Origin of the sequence: Microbulbifer sp. TYP-18 (assembly GCF_040932045.1) — a bacterium.
In the GTDB taxonomy this organism is placed as follows: domain Bacteria; phylum Pseudomonadota; class Gammaproteobacteria; order Pseudomonadales; family Cellvibrionaceae; genus Microbulbifer.
This window is the reverse complement of the sequence record NZ_JBFRBC010000037.1, coordinates 1-16,533: the sequence shown is the minus strand read 5'-3', so window position 1 is coordinate 16,533 and position 16,533 is coordinate 1. Positions and strand designations below refer to the sequence as shown.

The following is a 16,533-nucleotide window of genomic DNA, read 5'->3' as shown; positions in this document are numbered from 1 at the left end:
CTTGAAGGTTCTGAGTCGGTGTGGTTTCAGATCTGCAGCGTTCCAGATTTGCCTAACCTGCCATGTGGTAACACCGGCGTACTTCGCCATCAACGAGACACTCCAGTGAGTAGACTCATGAGGAATGCGGCTCGTCGTCAATGTGAGAACACGGTTCACAATCTCGGCATCAATTACCGACGGTCGCCCTGGCCTTGCCTGGTCAAGCAAACCCTCCGGGCCTGATTCGATAAAGCGCTTCTTCCACTTGTGAACTGTCTTGCGAGACACGCGCTGGGCCGCAGCCACGTCCATCACTGGCATGCCCTCCGACAGAGCCAGAATAATCTTCGCTCGAGTAATTTGACCCTGCTGAAGCGAGGTGCTGCGAATCCAGCTTTCCAGGATCGCTGCATCATGAGCGGTAATTGTAAAAACGTCAGGAGTATCCATGGGGCAAGTATACGTAAACTCAAATCAGGTAACCTTATTTTCCGCATGGACCACTAGGGGGGGAGTCATACTGCCTAATGAAAGTAATTTAAGTGATGGTGATCAGTTTTATTATAGATTTAATTCTAAGGTGATTAGGAAGAAGAGTCCCATTGTGAAACAATTTACAACTGAAGTTATAAGAATAAAAGATAAGAAAATTTTGGGAAAAAAAATAGAATTCGGCAGAATAGGCGGAGATACTCCAACAGGTATTCTACATCCTTCTTCTTATGGCTGTAGTGAAATGGAAGGGTTTGATAATGACCTGTTCAATGCAGTTGTAAAACTTAAAAGCCAGTTATAAGTTATGTAATTTGAAGATATTTATGAAAGATATATATCTGCTTTATCAGTAGAGCTTTGTTATAAATCGGGGTTGGCCAAAGTGACATAAACCCAATTAAATCAAGGTACCGATAGATACAGCTCTGGCGCACTCTTGTGTTGCGGGTAGTAAGCGGTTTTCCGGGGGAATCGCTAAAAAAAATCGACAGCCGCAGCCAGATCTCCGATTGTCCGGGCACCGGCCTCCCGGAGCTGCGCCGCGCGCCGGGGCTGGTTGGTGTAGCCGATCACCGGCATACCCGCGGCGACCGCGGCCCTGACCCCGGCGATGGAATCCTCGATCACCAGGCAGTGGAGCGGCTCGACCCCCAGGGTGCTGGCCACGTGTAAAAACAGGTCGGGCCAGGGTTTGCCCCGTTCCACATCTTCGGCGCTGAAAATCCGACCGTCAAAATACTCGAACAGCCCGGTTTTATTGAGGGTGAGGCGCATTTTTTCGTGGGAGCCGGACGAAGCCACGCAACTGGGCAGATTGATCTCCTGCAGGTGGCCGAGCAGTTGCTCGATTCCCGCAACTGGCTGTAATTCGCGTTGGAATGCCTCGCGAATACGGCGCTCCGTATTGCCGAAATAGTGATCCGGCAGGGGACCACCGTAGCGGGTCTCGATCTCCAGCAGGCAGTCCTGCGCCGGGCGGCCGCTGAATTCCTCGTCCAGTTCTTCGGCGGTGGTTTGCATGCCGAGTTTATTCATCTCCTCGGCGAGTATCCGGCAGACGATGGTTTCACTGTCCACCAGTACACCGTCGCAATCAAAGATAACCAGCTGTGTGGCGAGCATATTCAATCCCGGCAGTCAGGTTGCGGACAGCAGCAACAGGGCCAACAGTACGCCGATAGCGCCACTGAGCCGCAACACCGTTTCGCTGCTGGCGCTGATTTTCATGGACAGGGCTTTGGTGCGCTCGAAGCCTATGAACAGCATATAGGTGCCGGTCAGGACCATCAGAATCCCCAGTACATTAAACAGGATATTCCAGGCATGTGTGTCGCCGATCAGCAGCAGTATCAGGCCGATGGTGACCCTGGCCCAGGCCGACACGGCATAGCCGGTCTGATTCAGGCGCTCAGTCATATCTCTCGCTATCCGGGGCCTGGCGATCACGGCGATGGACAGGACCAGGATCGCCAGTCCCAGGAACCAAAGAATCAGTTTTGTCATCGTTTTCTCCCCTATGGTGTGGTGCCGTTGGGCGCATCGTCGGGTGTACGACAGTAATTAGAAGTCCCCCCATTGATACTGCAATACCGACAGCGCCGCTATGGGGGCGGTCTCGGTGCGCAGCACCCTGGGTCCCAGGCGCAGCGGCAAAAAAGACTGCGCCAGGGCGGCATCGATTTCGGCTGCGGACAGGCCGCCCTCGGGGCCGACCAGCAGTGTCACCGATGCCGGCGGCTCGCGCTCCTGTGCCAGCTGCTGTAGGCGGGACTGGGTGCGGTGGTGCAGAACCAGCTTCAATCCGCCTTCGGTGCCGGCTATGGGTAGATATTGGGTGAGCTTTAGGGGTTCTGCAATGGTGGGTACCCGGTTGCGGGCGCTCTGCTCGCAGGCACTGATGGCGATCTGTTGCCAGTGCGCCAGCTTTTTGGCCAGGCGCTCGCCGCTCAATTTTACTTCGCAGCGTTCAGTAAACAGGGGTTGCAGGTGCGCTATGCCCAGTTCGGTGGCCTTCTGCACCACCCAGTCGAAGCGCTCGCCGCGGGAAATACCGCTGGCGAGGGTCAGCGACAGCGGCGACTGCCGGTCCTCGTCGCAGTGATCCAGCAGCCGCACCCGCGCGCGCTTGCCGGCTTCCACTATCTCTGCGCTGTACTCGCCGCCGCGCCCGTCGAAAACCACCAGCGGATGGCCGGCGCTGAGCCGCAATACCCGCACCAGATGCCGGGAGGCGGATTCGTCCAGTTGGGTTTCAATACCCGGTGTCAGCTGCTGGGGGGAGAAGATACGCGGGATACGCATGCAGGGCATTATCCTTGTTGCGGGCGGGAGCTTCGGAATGTAAATAGTGCCTGCGCCTGGCGGATTTGTCGCCGGGGTTTTCGTAAGTCGCAAGCCCCGACGGGGAAAATCCACGCGGGGCTTTTGCAATCAACCGTCAGGCGTTCTCGTGGCCGACCGGCAGTTCCCTCAGGCCGCGCCAGCTGTGCACTTTGCCCCGCAGTGTCTCTATCACCTTGTACAGGTTTGGTACCAGGATCAATGTCACCGCGGTGGCGAACAGGACACCAAACGCCAGACTCACCACCATGGGAATCAGGAACTGGGCCTGAATGGAGCGTTCGAACATGATGGGCACCAGGCCCACAAAGGTGGTGATGGAGGTGAGGATGATGGGCCGGAAGCGGTCCCGCCCGGCCTGGATCACCGCGTCCATAACGGCCATACCCTGACTGCGCAACTGGTTGATGCGGTCCATCAGTACCAGGTTGTCATTCACCACCACGCCGGCCGCGGCGAGGAAGCCCAGCATGGACATGATACTGATGTCGTACCCCAGCAGCAGGTGGCCCACCAGCGCGCCGAAGAAACCGAAGGGGACTGCGGTGAGTATCAGCAGCGGCTGCGAATAGGAACGGAATGCGATGGCCAGCAGGGCGTAGATGGTGAATAGCGACAGGACAAAGAAAGCGATGATGGCGCTGTTGAACTCCTCTTCCTCCTGCATCTCCCCGGCGGTTTGCAGGGTGAAACCGCGGTAGAGCTTTTCCCACCCCGGTACATTGTTCTCGCGCAACTGCTTGAGAATCTCGTGGGCCGAAGCCGTGCCAGGGGTGAGTTCCGCCCTGATGCGCACGGTGCGCTCGCGGTCGTGGCGGCGAATGGTGGTATAGCCGGGCACATAGACTGCATCGGCCACGGCGCTAAAGGGAATTTCGCCGTTGTTGGTGCGGATGCGTATCCGGTCTATTTGATCCTCGCTGGCGCGCTCTTGCTGCGGGTAGCGCACCATCACCCGCACGTCCTCGCGGCCGCGGGGTATGCGCTGCACTTCTTCGCCGTAGAATCCCTGGCGCACCTGCCTGGCCACATCGGCCAGGCCGATGCCCATATTGGTGGCGTTGGGTTTTAGCTGGATCTCGATGTCCCGGCGGGCGCTGACCAGATTGTCACGCACGTCGTAGACACCGGCAAAGCTGTCCAGCGCCTCTTTTACCGCGTCCGCGGCGGCCCGCAACTCGTCCATGTTGCCGGACGCCGTACTCAGGTTCAGGGAAATCCCGGAGCCACTGTCGTTGATGGTGTGCTGGATATTCATTTCATCCACACTGGCGGGCAGCTCGCCAATATATTCCCGCCATCGCAGCGCCAGCGTTTCGGAAGTGACATCCCGCTGCTCGCCATCGACCAATTGCAGCAGCACTGTGACATTGCCGCGCCACAAAAACGCCATGGTGTTTTGTATGAACGGCCGGCCGTCGTTCATCTCCAGCATTTCCGGGTCCTCGGCCAGTTTTTCCCCGGCGCGCTCAAACTGCTCCATGACCCGCTTGGCCTCGGCAAAGGATTCGCCCGGTGTCATGGTGGTGCGCAACTGCAACAGGTCGGACGCCACCCTGGGGGAAAAGCCGGAGCCGATGTAGCCGCCGGCAAAGACGGCGATAGAGAGAAACAGCGCCAATACAAAGATGGTCACTGTGGAGCGGCTGTTGCTCAGGGACTTTTGCAGCAGCGGCATATAGTATTTTTCGCCCGCTGTTTTCATGGCGCCGGCGAAGCGGCCGCGCAGGTTCTGTAGCCATTGGCCAAAGCCTGAGCTGGCTTGTTTTTCCGGTTTCATACCCACCAGGTGGGCAGGCAGGATCAACAGCGATTCCACCAGGGAGAAAAGTAGGCACAGTAGTACCACCACCGGCAGGGACAGCATCATCTGCGAAGTCACGCCGGGCAGGAACAGCATGGGCACAAAGAAGACCATGGTGGATACAACGGCGAAAATCACCGGGGAGGAAACCTGTTTCACTCCCTGTTCCGCCGCAGCGAGGCCCGTCTCTCCCCGGTCGTGGGCGGCGTGGACCGCCTCGCCGACGATGATGGCGTCGTCCACGACGATGCCCAGGATCAGCAGGAAGGCGAACAGAGACAGCATATTCAGCGTGATGCCGGTGACCGGCAGCAGCCAGAAGGCGCCCATAAAGGCGGTGGCGATGCCCACCGTTACCCAGATGGCCAGGGCCGGGCGCAGAAACAGCATCAGCAGCAGGAATACCAGCAGCAGTCCGCCCAGGGCGTTGCTGGCCAACAGTTCCATGCGGCCTTCGTAGGATTTGGAGAAGTCGAACCAGACCTCGAACTCCATGCCCGGCGGCAACTGCTCGCGGGCTTCGGCCATGAAGTTTCTGATGTGCTCGGCGGTGGCCACCACGTCCAGGGGTTCCCCCTGCATGACCCGCAGGTTCATGGCGGGTTTGCCGTTGAAGCGGATCAGCGACCCCTCTTCCTCGAAGCCGTCCCGGATGCTGGCCACGTCGCCCAGGAGCAGGCGGGTGCCGTCGGCGCGGCTCAGCAGGGGTATGCGCGCGAAATCATCGGCGGTGTAGGCCTGGCCGCGGGTCTGTACCTGGATGTCGCCGCGGTCGGAGCGCACCATGCCGGCGGGCAGGTCCAGGGAGGAGCTGCGCACGGCGTTGGCGACATCGTCAAAACTCAGGTTGTAGCGGCGCAGGTCCAGCTCGGAAATTTCGATCGAGACCTCGTCGGCGCGATCGCCCCAGACGTCAACGCGGCGTACGCCCGGCAGCAGTATCAATTTGTCGCGCAAGTCCAGCGCCGTGTCCTTGAGCAGGTGGGGGGAGACTGGACCGCCGATGGCGATCATCATCATCTGCTGTTCCCACTCCTGCAGGGCGACCACCGGCCGCTCTATATCCGAGGGGAAGGTGTTGATGCTGTCCACCTGCACCTTGATGTCGTTCAGCAGGCGCAGCTCGTCGTAGCCATCCACCGACTGGATCTCGACGGTGCTCTGGCCGCGGCGGGACCAGGAATTCACTTCCTTGATGCCCTTCACCTCGGAAATCGCCTGCTCCACCCGCTGGGTGACCTGCTGTTCGACTTCCGCCGGGCCGGCGCCCGGGTAGCTGATGTTGACCCGCACTATGCCGGGATTGAGGGTTGGGAACACCTCGCGGCCTATGTGCATGATACCGAAGACCCCGCCCACCATGATCATGATCATAAGCAGGTTGGCGGCCTTGCTGTTGCGGACGAACCAACTGATGATGCCCTGCATAATTATCGCGCTCCCTCGGCACCGGCTCTGCTGTTGACCGCCTCTTCGGCGGCGGGCCCATCCGTCGCTACCCCCTCGCCCAGCGCCAGACCGGTGGATTCTTCATTCAATGGGTTGGCGGTGATCGCCATCCCCTCGCGGGAAAAGCCCAGGCTGGACACTATAACCCGCGAGCCCGGCTCAACGTCTCCGCGCAGCCACACCTCTTCCCCCACAGCCTGCAACAGCTCGACCGGTGTGAAGCGCAGTTTGTTTTCGGCATCCAGCACCATCAGGCGGTCCCCCTCGTGCAGCGCCTGCCGCGGCAGGCGGATCACGTCGTCGAAGGTCTTGCCGGCGATATCCGCCTCGACGAAGAGCCCGTTGACCAGCGGCGCTGAGCCCTCATAGGGGCGGTCGATCCGGGCCACTGCGTAAACAAAACGGCTGTTGGGGTCGATGTTGGCCTCGGTACGCACCAGCCGGCCGCGCCACTGGCGCTCGCGCCCGGCGACCTGGGCGGTCAGCCGCACCGCCGGGCCATTGTCCATGGACTGCCCCAGGGGCAGGTCCAGCAGAGCCAGCTGGCGGTCGGTGAGGGGCAGCCGCACTTCGGCGATATCGGTGCTGTGGATTTTCGCCAGTCTGGTTCCCGGGGTCACATACTGGCCCAGGTCCACAAAGGTTTCCATCACCCGGCCGGCAAAGGGCGCGCGCACCTGGGTGCGCTCCAGATCCAGCCTGGCCTGGTCGCGATCGGCCCGGGCGGCCGAGACTGCGGCCTCGGCGGCGGACAGCTGCGGCTGGCGCAGAAACAGGGCGTTGGCCTCCTTACTGCCCAGGTTGCGCCATTCGCGCTTGGCCTGCTTGGCGCGTCCCTGCTCCTGTGCCAGGGTGGACTTGGCGTTGGCCAGCTGGGATTCCGCGCGGGTCAACTGGTGCTCATAGTCGGCGGCCTCGATTTGCAGCAGTTTCTCCCCTCCGGCAAAGAAACCGCCCGGTACAAAGGCGTCGCTGACGGTCTGGATGGTGCCGCCCACGCGGGCCACCACTTCGATTTCATGCCGCGCGCGCACTGACCCCTGGCTGGGCACCAGCAGTGTCTGGCGACCCGGGGTGACATAGACTACGTCGGCCACCGGCGGCACCACTTCTTTGGCGACTTTTTCCTTCGGTTTGGGGGCCAGGAATAACACCAGTCCTATGGAAACCAGCCCTATGGCCAAAGCAATCGCCAGAACCTTGTTTTTGTTAGAAATTTTCACACACACCCTCTACCCGGATACAGACCCGTACTGGTTAAAAAATAATCTAGCGGCACATTTTACCGGAGTTCCCTGGCAAGAGAAGCCCCGTCCGCCGCAGGCAGTTGCGGCTGGTCGCAAACCTTTCTCCGCGCCGGCGCCTCGCGCATAATGCCGCCCTTGAATTTGCCGCCGGTGCGCTGCCGCGCGCCGGCATGTGATTCCGAAGACCCGCCACTGACTGAATGGATGTAGACCAGAAAAATGTTGGATATCAACACCAGAATCGCACAAGAACTCAATGTAGGCCCACAGCAGGTGACCGCCGCTGTGGCGTTGCTGGACGAGGGTGCCACTGTGCCCTTTATCGCCCGTTATCGAAAGGAGGTCACCGGGGCGCTGGATGACAGCCAGCTGCGTACCCTGGAAGAACGCCTGCGCTATCTGCGCGAACTGGAGGATCGTCGTGCCACCATCCTCAACAGTATCGACGAGCAGGGTAAGCTTACGCCGGAACTGGCTGCCCGGATTGGTGCCGCCGACACCAAAAACCGTCTCGAGGACCTCTACCTGCCCTACAAGCCCAAGCGTCGCACCAAGGGTCAGATCGCCATCAGCGCGGGCCTGGAACCCCTGGCGGACGCGCTGTTTGGCAATCCCAACCTGGATCCGAACCAGGAAGCACAGCAGTACCTGAACCCCGAACACGAAGACGCCTCCCTACAAGTAAAGGACATCAAGGCGGCTCTTGATGGTGCCAAATTTATCCTCATGGAGCGCTTTGCCGAAGACGCCGAGTTGCTGGGTCGGCTGCGGGAGTTTCTCAAGCGCGACGGCCAGGTCCAGGCCAGGTTGCTGGAGGGCAAGGAAGAGGAGGGCGCCAAGTTCCGGGATTACTTCGAATACGCCGAGGACTGGTCCAGGGTACCCTCCCACCGCGCCCTGGCGATTTTCCGCGGCCGCAACGAGGGCATACTGGCCATCAGCGTGGGGCTGCCGGAAGAAGCGGGGGGCACTGCCGGCCACCCCTGCGAAACCATGATCGCCAGGCACTTCGATATCAGCGACGAGGGGCGACCGGCGGACAAGTGGCTGGGGGAAGTGGTGCGCTGGACCTGGCGCATCAAGCTGCTCACCACACTGGAAACCGACCTGCTGGGTGAACTGCGGGAAAAGGCGGAGGAGGAGGCCATTCAGGTATTCTCCCGCAACCTCAAGGACCTGCTGCTGGCGGCGCCGGCGGGACAAAAAGCCACCATAGGGCTGGACCCGGGCCTGCGCACCGGGGTCAAGGTGGCGGTGGTGGACGCCACTGGCAAAATCTTGGATCACACCGCCATCTTCCCCAACCCACCGCAGAACCGCCAGCAGGAATCCGCGGCGGTCATCGCCGCCCTGTGCAAGAAATACGATGTGGGCCTGATCGCCATCGGCAACGGCACCGCCAGTCGCGAGACGGATAAATTTGTCGGCGAGACCATCAAGCAGTACCAGCTCGGTGCACAGAAGGTGGTGGTGAACGAGGCCGGCGCCTCTGTCTACTCCGCTTCCGAATTTGCAGCGAGGGAATTCCCGGATCTGGACGTCACCATTCGCGGGGCTATCTCCATCGCCCGTCGCCTGCAGGACCCGCTGGCGGAACTGGTGAAGATAGAGCCCAAGTCCATCGGTGTCGGCCAGTATCAGCACGACGTCTCCCAGACCCGGCTGGCGCGCTCCCTGGACGCCGTGGTGGAGGACTGTGTAAACGGTGTCGGCGCCGAACTGAACTCCGCCTCGGCACCCCTGCTGGCCAAGGTATCCGGCCTGACGGCCTCCATCGCCGGCAATATCGTCAGCTACCGGGACCAGAACGGCGCCTTTAAAAACCGTAAACAGTTAATGGCAGTGCCGCGCCTGGGACCGAAAGCGTTCGAGCAGGCCGCGGGTTTTCTGCGCATCAATAATGGCGATGATCCCCTGGACAAATCCGGCGTACACCCGGAATCCTATATTGTGGTGAAACGCATCGCCGAGAAAAACCGCCGCGAGATCAATAGCCTGATCGGCGATTCCGGTTTTCTGCGCCGGCTCAACCCGGCGGACTATACCGACGAGAAATTCGGTGTGCCCACGGTCACCGACATCATTGCCGAATTGGAAAAACCCGGCCGCGACCCGCGCCCGGAATTTCGCACAGCGCGCTTTGAAGAGGGCGTGGAGGACATCAAGGACCTGCGCCCCTCCATGGTGCTCGAAGGTACCGTCACCAATGTCACCAACTTCGGCGCCTTTGTGGATATCGGTGTACACCAGGACGGCCTGGTACACATTTCCGCGCTCTCAGAAAAATTCGTCAAGGATCCCCATGAGGTGGTTAAGGCCGGCGATATTGTCAAAGTGAAAGTGATGGAAGTGGATGTGGCGCGCAAGCGTATAGGCCTTTCCATGCGCCTGTCCGACGAGCCCGGTGAACAGGGCAGTGGTGCTATCAGGAAAGGTGATCAGCGTGAGAACCGCCAGGCGCAGCGTTACAACAAGCAGAGTAACCGCCAACAGAAAGGCAACCAGGGTGGCGGTCGCGGCAGCATGGGGGATCTGCTGGCGGCGGCAATGAAGAAAGGCAAGAAATAATTCCGTAAGGTTTATCCGTCCGTTTAAGACGGGCGTTCAATGTATGCGGGGATTTTTGTGCCTGAAGTTGCGGTGGCTTTATTAGCGCCGTTAGCCCCGCACTCCGGCGGATAAGGGATTAGAAAAGCCAGGGAGGGCTTTTTCAGTAACCGGCTAGGTGCCGGCCTTCCACCGGCTCGGGGCTATAGCCCTTGGCACTGTTTCTCCGCGAGCCAGGCAGAGTGCCCCGCGGTCGTGTCGTGCCTTCGGATACCGCCCGCGTGGTTACTCTGCCCCGCACTGCGGGTGGCCGCACTGTTCAATGCCGGTCTCTCCCGGCTGTCACACGCTTGAGCTGGTGTCGCCCCATCCCGTCCACTCGAAAAAATTCGTTTAAGAATAAAGCCATAAACGAAAAATAAAACCCGTTAGCGGCGATAACGCCGCCTTAATCTGTGGTGGCAATCCTTTGCACGCAATTCTGGCGCCGCTGGCTTTACGTTGCCTCAGAAAGGTAGGACTTGCCTTTGCCCGGGGCGCATGCAGGGCACCAGTCGCCGACAATTATTTGTCCTCTTTTGCGTCAACCTTCGCGTAATAAAACGCTCCCGTTCACGGTGGCGAGGGCGGCTCCTGGGCCAGCTGTTTCGACAGCCGTGACAGGGTGCGCCAACGCGGATTTTCCGTGACGCCACTGGCGATTTTGGCCAGTGTGAAATAGGGCACGCCGGAGCAGGCGGCAATTTGCCGCCACTGCCCCCGGCGCTCCTGCAGCTGCGCCCTGACTTTCTCAAGCAAGTCGCCACCAGTATCCATCGGAGTCCCCCGTTTGCGACTAAGTTAGCCATATTGGGCTTGCCTGTCAAGCCATACATGGTTAGCCATATATGGCAATATGCAGCCATGAAAATTCAATTGCGGAAGCGAATCGCCACGCGGTTGCGCCGGGCCATGAGCGAAAGTAGTGCCCTGTCCAGCCAGGCGGCACTGGCCAAGCGCAGCGGAGTGGGGCAGACCACCATCGGCCGTATCCTGCGCGCGGAGGTGGATGCCCGCACGGAAACCCTGGAAGCGCTCGCCACGACGCTGGGAAAATCCGTGGCCTATTTCACGGACAGCAAAGGGGACACCGGGGGCAATGTCATCCGGGAAACGCCGCTCGCCTATACCAACGACGCGCCGGAAAAGGGCGGGTGTTGGCGGGTACCCCTGATTTCATCTGTACGCGCGGGTGTCTGGGGAAGTGCGGCGGACAAGCGCCATGCCAGCGAAGCCGAGACACATATCACCACCGCTATCCACACAGGCCCACAGGCATTTGCCCTGCGGGTGGAAGGCGATACCATGACTTCCCCGACGGGCCTTTCCATTCCCGAGGGATACATCGCCATCATCGATCCGGATGGCGCTTATGACAATGGTTCCATAGTGGCCGCCAGGCTGAAAGGCGACAAAAAAGTCACGCTCAAAAAGCTGGTGATCGATGGGCCCAACCGTTATTTGAAATCCCTCAACCCGGCCTATGTGCCAATCCCTATCGACCGAGGCTGCAAAATCGTCGGAGTGGCCACCAGCGTACTCTTCAACCTGTAAGGGGAAGCCTGGGCCGCGTGACCCACGATCAAGCTAAAAGAAATGGCAGCGAAAACTGAAGGCTGTCACTGACACTCACAGCCCGGGTCCGCACTTGACCCTCCCTGATGTTATTGCCCCGGCAGTTTATTGAGTTGTCGGGTTAACTATAGGCGCAAGAAGTTGTTTCCTCCGGAGGCCCAAGTGGGGCACCCGTCAAAGCCAGAGGGTTAAAACAAGCTTAATTTGATCAAATTATGGTCAATTCGATATGCTCGCGGGGCATCGCTATCGCAGCATGGCTCTCTACTTTGAGTGGAAATACCCAAAGGCGGCAAACGATAGTGGGCTGGTTATATTTTGTTCAGTCCAGCTCGCCGCTTCGTCCCCCACAGTCGCAATGGAATCTCAGTTGCATAACCGGGTCCCAGCGATACAATGCCGGGCTAGCCCTGTGTAGAGGCATTGTCGGGCCGTCTATGTGAAAATCTGATACAAGTAACCGTCCTTGTATGGATCTGCTAAGGCGTTATCCCTGTTTGATCGTATCCCCATTTCTCGACGGTCAGGCTGTGTACGCCAAGCATCAATGATGGACTGCCTGTTTCTCTCTCGAGGGTCCAGCCGGCGATGGCTTTCCGTGAGTCGGCCCGGTAAACCACCCTGATTTCGATAGGATTGTCCTAGCAGGCTGTTGAAAAACACTTTGTCAACAACCTGCTGTCCCGAACAGGGATGTTCGGGTCGCAAATCAAGCATGTAACTGCTTGATTTGTCGTGGAGGGTTTGCGGACATGCGCCGCAAACCCGCGTTGAGGAAAGCCAGGGCGGGCTTTTTCAATAACCTGCTAGAGCGATTCCACCTGAAGTAACATCCTAAAGGCTGGATTGCGGCAATGGTTAGTAGTGCGGTGAAAAGTGTGAATAAGCTGCTGGTTTTGTTTCTATGACGAACCGGTACATTTAGGGTTGTCGAACCTATTTGAATTGGCCAAACAATTGAGTTGGCTGCGAAAAAGCGCGACCAAAGAACTGAGGTTGAGGGTGACTTGAGGGTGAACAGTAAAACGATCAGGCCGGTGATTTTGTGCGGCGGTTCCGGCACCCGGTTGTGGCCCAAGTCCCGCAGGATGCTGCCAAAGCAGCTGTTGAGCCTGACCGGCGAGCAAACCATGCTCCAGCAGACCCTGGAGCGGGTCCGCTGCTTCGACGACCCCATCATTGTCTGCAACGAACACCATCGCTTCATGGTTGCCCAGCAGGCCAGAGAGGTGGGGTTTGATCGCGTTACCCTGATTATCGAACCATTGGGGCGCAATACCGCCCCGGCCATCGCATTTGCCGCCAATGCGGTGGCGCGCGAAAACCAAGATGCCAACCTTCTGGTGCTGCCCGCCGATCATTTACTCGAAGATGTGGATCAGTTTCACCGCGCGATCGACCTGGGTCTGGAGCAATCCAGCAACGGCGGCCTGGTCACCTTCGGTATAGTGCCCACCAGCGCCGAAACCGGTTATGGCTATATCGAAAAAACCGGCGGAGGGGGCCCCGGTCCCCAGGCAATCGCCCGGTTTGTGGAAAAGCCCGATATCGAAACCGCCAGGAAATATCTCGACGGCGGCAACCACTACTGGAATGCCGGTATGTTTCTGTTTGCCGCCAGTACACTGCTGCGGGAGCTGGCTCAACATGCGCCCGAAATCGCCCGGGGTTCTGCGCTTGCCATGCGCAACGCTGTAATCGAGAGCGATTTTATCAAGCTGCAGAAAAGTGATCTGGCCGCTATTCCAGAGGACAGTATCGACTATGCGGTGATGGAAAAAACCGGGCTCGGGTATGTGGTGCCCCTGGATTGCGGCTGGTCCGACGTCGGGTCCTGGTCGTCCCTGTGGGAGGCCCTGGACAAGGACCGGGAGGGCAACGCCGTGCTGGGGGATGTGATCATGGAGGACTGCAAAAACTCCCTGGTGTTTGGCGAGGACCATTTGGTGGCCGCCATCGGCGTGGAGGACCTGGTGATTGTCGATACCAAAGATGCCACCCTGGTGGCGCCGAAAGCGCGGGCCCAGGAAGTCAAGGCCATCGTCGGCAAAATCAAAACAGCGGGAAGAGAGGAGCACAAAGTCCACCGGGAAGTGGTCCGCCCCTGGGGAAAATACGACGCTATTGGCAGCGGCCCGCGCTTTCAGGTCAAGCGCATCACAGTAAATCCCGGCGCGAGCCTGTCCCTGCAAATGCATCACCACCGCGCCGAACACTGGGTCGTGGTCTCCGGCACCGCGGTGGTCGAAAGGGATGGCGAGGAAATTCTGTTGTCGGAAAACGAGAGTGTCTATATCCCTATTGGCGCCAAGCACCGATTGAGCAATCCCGGCATCCTACCCATCGAGCTGATCGAGGTTCAAAGCGGCAGCTACCTGGGGGAGGACGACATAGTGCGTTTCGACGACGACTACGGGCGCGACTGAGCACCGTAATTTGTTATCAGAGCCCAGGGTGGAATTTCACCTCCGCCCGTATCCCCGGTATTTTGCCAACCGCCTCCTGCCGCCACAGGCCCTAACTGCCAGTTCCGTTTCTGACTAGTGCATCCTCCCGGATACCCCTACACTGCGGGGCTGAAACGGGGGACTTCCGATGCAACTCAAAGCCGCAGTCTGTTCCAGCGCGCGCCTGGCCCGCGACCGGCGTTTCGACGGGCGCTTTTTCACTGCGGTGAAAACCACCGGCATTTTCTGCCGCCCCATCTGCCCGGCGCGGGCGCCACTGGAGCGGAATGTCACTTACTTCGCCTCGGCGGCGGAGGCCACCGAGGCGGGCTACAGGCCCTGTCTGCGCTGCCGGCCGGACTCGGCACCTGACAGCCCCGCCTGGGGACTGGTGTCCACCACCGTACAGCGGGCGCTGAAACTGATGCGCAGTGAGCGGGAGCCCCAGTCGGTGGAGAGACTGGCGGAGCGCCTCGGTGTCAGCAGCCGCTATTTGCGCCGCCTGTTTGCCGAACACCTGGGGGTGAGCCCGCTGGCAGTGTGGCAGACAGAGCGGGCACTGTTCGCCTGTAGGTTGCTGCGCGACACCAGTCTGCCCGTCGCTGATATTGCCTACGCATCCGGCTTCAACAGCCTGCGCCGCTTCAACGGTGTATTCAAGCAGATCTACCGGCGCACACCGTCGGAAGTGCGCCGCACCGGTGGGCTGGGCCAGGGCACAGGGGTGCGGCTGTATCTCGATTACCGGCCGCCGCTGGACTGGCAGCAGTTACTGGCGTTTTTCCGCGCCCGCGCCGTAACAGGCGTGGAACAGGTGGAGGGCGATGCCTATCTTCGCAGTTTTGCAATGGATGGCTGTCGCGGGGTGGTGCGTGTGTCCAATGATGCTGCCCGCCACCGGCTGGTGGTGGAAATCGGAGGTCCCGAGGGGGGCACCAACCTGTACGAGCTCAACCAGCGCTTGCGTCGCCTGTTCGACCTGGACGCAGACTCCGAGCAGGTTCGCTCGGTGCTGGGTGGCGATCCGCTATTGGCCCGGCAACTGAAACTGGCCCCCGGGCTGCGCCTGCCCGGCGCTTGGGATCCGTTCGAGAACGCCTTGCGGGCGATTCTGGGGCAGCAGATCAGTGTGGCTGCGGCCACCACCCTGGCGGGGCGTCTGGCGGCCCGCTACGGGGAGTCCTTTGTGGACGATGCGGGCGTTGAACGCCGACTGTTTCCCGGCGCAGAGCAACTGGCGCGGGCGGATTTTGCCGGCCTGGGGCTGACGCGGCGCCGCGCCGATACCCTGCGCAGTTTCGTGGCCGCAACCGTCGCCGGGCGATTGAACTTTACCCATGCCTCTCTGGAGGAATGGTGTGCTCAGGTCACCGCCCTGCCGGGCATCGGCCACTGGACCGCGCAATATATCGCCATGCGGGGACTCTCCATGCCGGACGCCTTTCCGTCAACGGACCTGGGCATACTGCAGGCCTTGGGCAGCGCCGGCGAAAAAGCCAAACCCAAAGAGGCCCTGGCGCGGGCCGAGCGCTGGCGGCCCTGGCGGGCCTACGGTGCCATCTTACTGTGGCAATCACTGAAATCCGGAGTAGGGGAATGATCTATTTTAAGAGTTACAGCACCGAGCTGGGCAAAGTGGCCGTTGCGGCCGGTCCGGAGGGATTGGTCAGCGTACAGTTTTACGATGCGCAGCGCCCATTGCGCCCAAAGACCGACTGGCGTTCGGGCGCTACGGAACTGACCGAGCTGGCCGCGCAGCAGTTGCGGGAATATTTCGCCGGACAGCGGCGCCAGTTCCAGTTACCTCTGGCACCCCCGGGTACGGACTTTCAGCGCCGTGTGTGGGACGCCCTGCTGCAAATTCCCTACGGCGAGACCCGCAGTTACGGCCAGCAGGCGCAGCTGCTGGGCCAGCCCCGCGCCATTCGGGCAGTGGGCCGGGCCAATGGCGCCAATCCGGTGGCGGTGATCATACCCTGCCATCGGGTGATCGGTGCCAATGGCAGTCTTACGGGTTATGCCGGTGGATTGTCCCTGAAGGCGCGCCTGCTCACACTGGAGGGGGCCGGATTCAAGGGCTAGGTACGCCGTGGAAACTCTGGCCAGTGGTAACCGGTAGTAGGTGTGGCCCTTTGTGCCGGCTCCCGGCGATATAGTGTCAACTTGGAGTTAAGGACGGGTAATTGCTGTTGGAACGTCGGAACCAATTCAAATATATAAGCACAAATTTTTAACAGGTTTCGGAAAATCTCGTCAATGGATTTTTGCTGCCCAGATTTCCGGTGCCTGTCCGCAAATTCTCCACCACAACTCAAATACACGCTTGATTTATCCCCGAAATCCTTACCCCTCTGGATATGCATTTTTTGCTAAAACTTTTTTAGCAGCCCCGTGGCAAAGGCAATAATCCTTATACAAGATCAGTATAGTGTTTATGAAAGTTATAGGATGCGATTAATAAAAGCGTACCAAAATGAGTAATAAATATTAATCCTATTAGGGCCTGTTAACACTAATTAGCCGGTCAGCGATCAGTGAAAAGTTGATGAAGAACTTAAAAACGACATCCAACTTGTCAAATCGACTAAATATTCTTCGGAAACCTTTC

The 16,533-nt window shown here is 59.5% G+C and carries 13 protein-coding genes; 6 read left to right on the top strand and 7 right to left on the bottom strand.

What is annotated here, in order from left to right; translation table 11 throughout:
- Positions 1-432 (bottom strand): helix-turn-helix domain-containing protein (locus tag ABVT36_RS17710; protein WP_368457738.1); only part of this gene is annotated, 432 nt, incomplete at its 3' end.
- Here ABVT36_RS17710 and ABVT36_RS17705 point away from each other — a divergent pair.
- Positions 431-778: a hypothetical protein gene (locus ABVT36_RS17705; RefSeq protein ID WP_368457737.1), complete on the top strand. Its 348-nt coding sequence runs from the start codon at positions 431-433 to the stop codon at positions 776-778. The genes ABVT36_RS17710 and ABVT36_RS17705 overlap by 2 nt on opposite strands.
- Positions 779-951: 173 nt before the next feature.
- Here the strand turns inward: ABVT36_RS17705 and ABVT36_RS17700 are convergent, their stop codons facing one another.
- The 5 genes from ABVT36_RS17700 to ABVT36_RS17680 all read right to left on the bottom strand — a co-directional run bounded on the left by ABVT36_RS17700 (position 952) and on the right by ABVT36_RS17680 (position 7,293).
- Positions 952-1,599, bottom strand: coding sequence for an HAD family hydrolase (locus ABVT36_RS17700; protein ID WP_368457736.1), 648 nt, complete (start codon positions 1,597-1,599; stop codon positions 952-954).
- A gap of 15 nt (positions 1,600-1,614) precedes the next feature.
- Positions 1,615-1,980 carry a hypothetical protein gene (locus tag ABVT36_RS17695; RefSeq protein ID WP_368457735.1) on the bottom strand — a complete coding sequence of 122 codons (366 nt, stop codon included), beginning with the start codon at positions 1,978-1,980 and terminating at the stop codon, positions 1,615-1,617.
- Between the two features lie 57 nt (positions 1,981-2,037).
- Positions 2,038-2,778, bottom strand: a complete 741-nt coding sequence (locus tag ABVT36_RS17690) for a 16S rRNA (uracil(1498)-N(3))-methyltransferase (RefSeq protein ID WP_368457734.1) — start codon at positions 2,776-2,778, stop codon at positions 2,038-2,040.
- Between the two features lie 136 nt (positions 2,779-2,914).
- A complete protein-coding gene (locus ABVT36_RS17685; protein WP_368457733.1) occupies positions 2,915-6,049 on the bottom strand; it encodes an efflux RND transporter permease subunit in 3,135 nt (1,044 codons plus the stop codon).
- 2 nt (positions 6,050-6,051) lie between these two features.
- Positions 6,052-7,293: an efflux RND transporter periplasmic adaptor subunit gene (locus ABVT36_RS17680; RefSeq protein WP_368457732.1), complete on the bottom strand. Its 1,242-nt coding sequence runs from the start codon at positions 7,291-7,293 to the stop codon at positions 6,052-6,054.
- Positions 7,294-7,536: 243 nt separating this feature from the next.
- Here ABVT36_RS17680 and ABVT36_RS17675 point away from each other — a divergent pair, with 243 nt between their 5' ends.
- Positions 7,537-9,885 carry a Tex family protein gene (locus tag ABVT36_RS17675; RefSeq protein ID WP_368457731.1) on the top strand — a complete coding sequence of 783 codons (2,349 nt, stop codon included), beginning with the start codon at positions 7,537-7,539 and terminating at the stop codon, positions 9,883-9,885.
- 591 nt (positions 9,886-10,476) lie between these two features.
- Here ABVT36_RS17675 and ABVT36_RS17670 read toward each other — a convergent pair.
- On the bottom strand, positions 10,477-10,680 hold the full coding sequence (locus ABVT36_RS17670) for a hypothetical protein (RefSeq protein WP_367149807.1): 204 nt from the start codon (positions 10,678-10,680) through the stop codon (positions 10,477-10,479).
- 87 nt (positions 10,681-10,767) lie between these two features.
- Between ABVT36_RS17670 and ABVT36_RS17665 the strand changes: the two genes are divergently transcribed.
- The 4 genes from ABVT36_RS17665 to ABVT36_RS17650 all read left to right on the top strand — a co-directional run bounded on the left by ABVT36_RS17665 (position 10,768) and on the right by ABVT36_RS17650 (position 16,007).
- Complete coding sequence (locus ABVT36_RS17665) at positions 10,768-11,457, top strand: LexA family protein (protein WP_368457730.1); 690 nt, start codon at positions 10,768-10,770, stop codon at positions 11,455-11,457.
- 1,034 nt (positions 11,458-12,491) lie between these two features.
- The gene (locus ABVT36_RS17660) at positions 12,492-13,904 is read left to right on the top strand and encodes a mannose-1-phosphate guanylyltransferase/mannose-6-phosphate isomerase (protein ID WP_368457729.1); all 1,413 of its coding nucleotides are present in this window, start codon (positions 12,492-12,494) and stop codon (positions 13,902-13,904) included.
- Positions 13,905-14,073: 169 nt separating this feature from the next.
- The gene (locus tag ABVT36_RS17655) at positions 14,074-15,525 is read left to right on the top strand and encodes an AlkA N-terminal domain-containing protein (RefSeq protein WP_368457728.1); all 1,452 of its coding nucleotides are present in this window, start codon (positions 14,074-14,076) and stop codon (positions 15,523-15,525) included.
- The gene (locus ABVT36_RS17650; protein WP_368457727.1) at positions 15,522-16,007 is read left to right on the top strand and encodes a methylated-DNA--[protein]-cysteine S-methyltransferase; all 486 of its coding nucleotides are present in this window, start codon (positions 15,522-15,524) and stop codon (positions 16,005-16,007) included. Before ABVT36_RS17655 ends, ABVT36_RS17650 begins: the two co-directional genes overlap by 4 nt.
- Positions 16,008-16,533 lie beyond the last annotated feature (526 nt).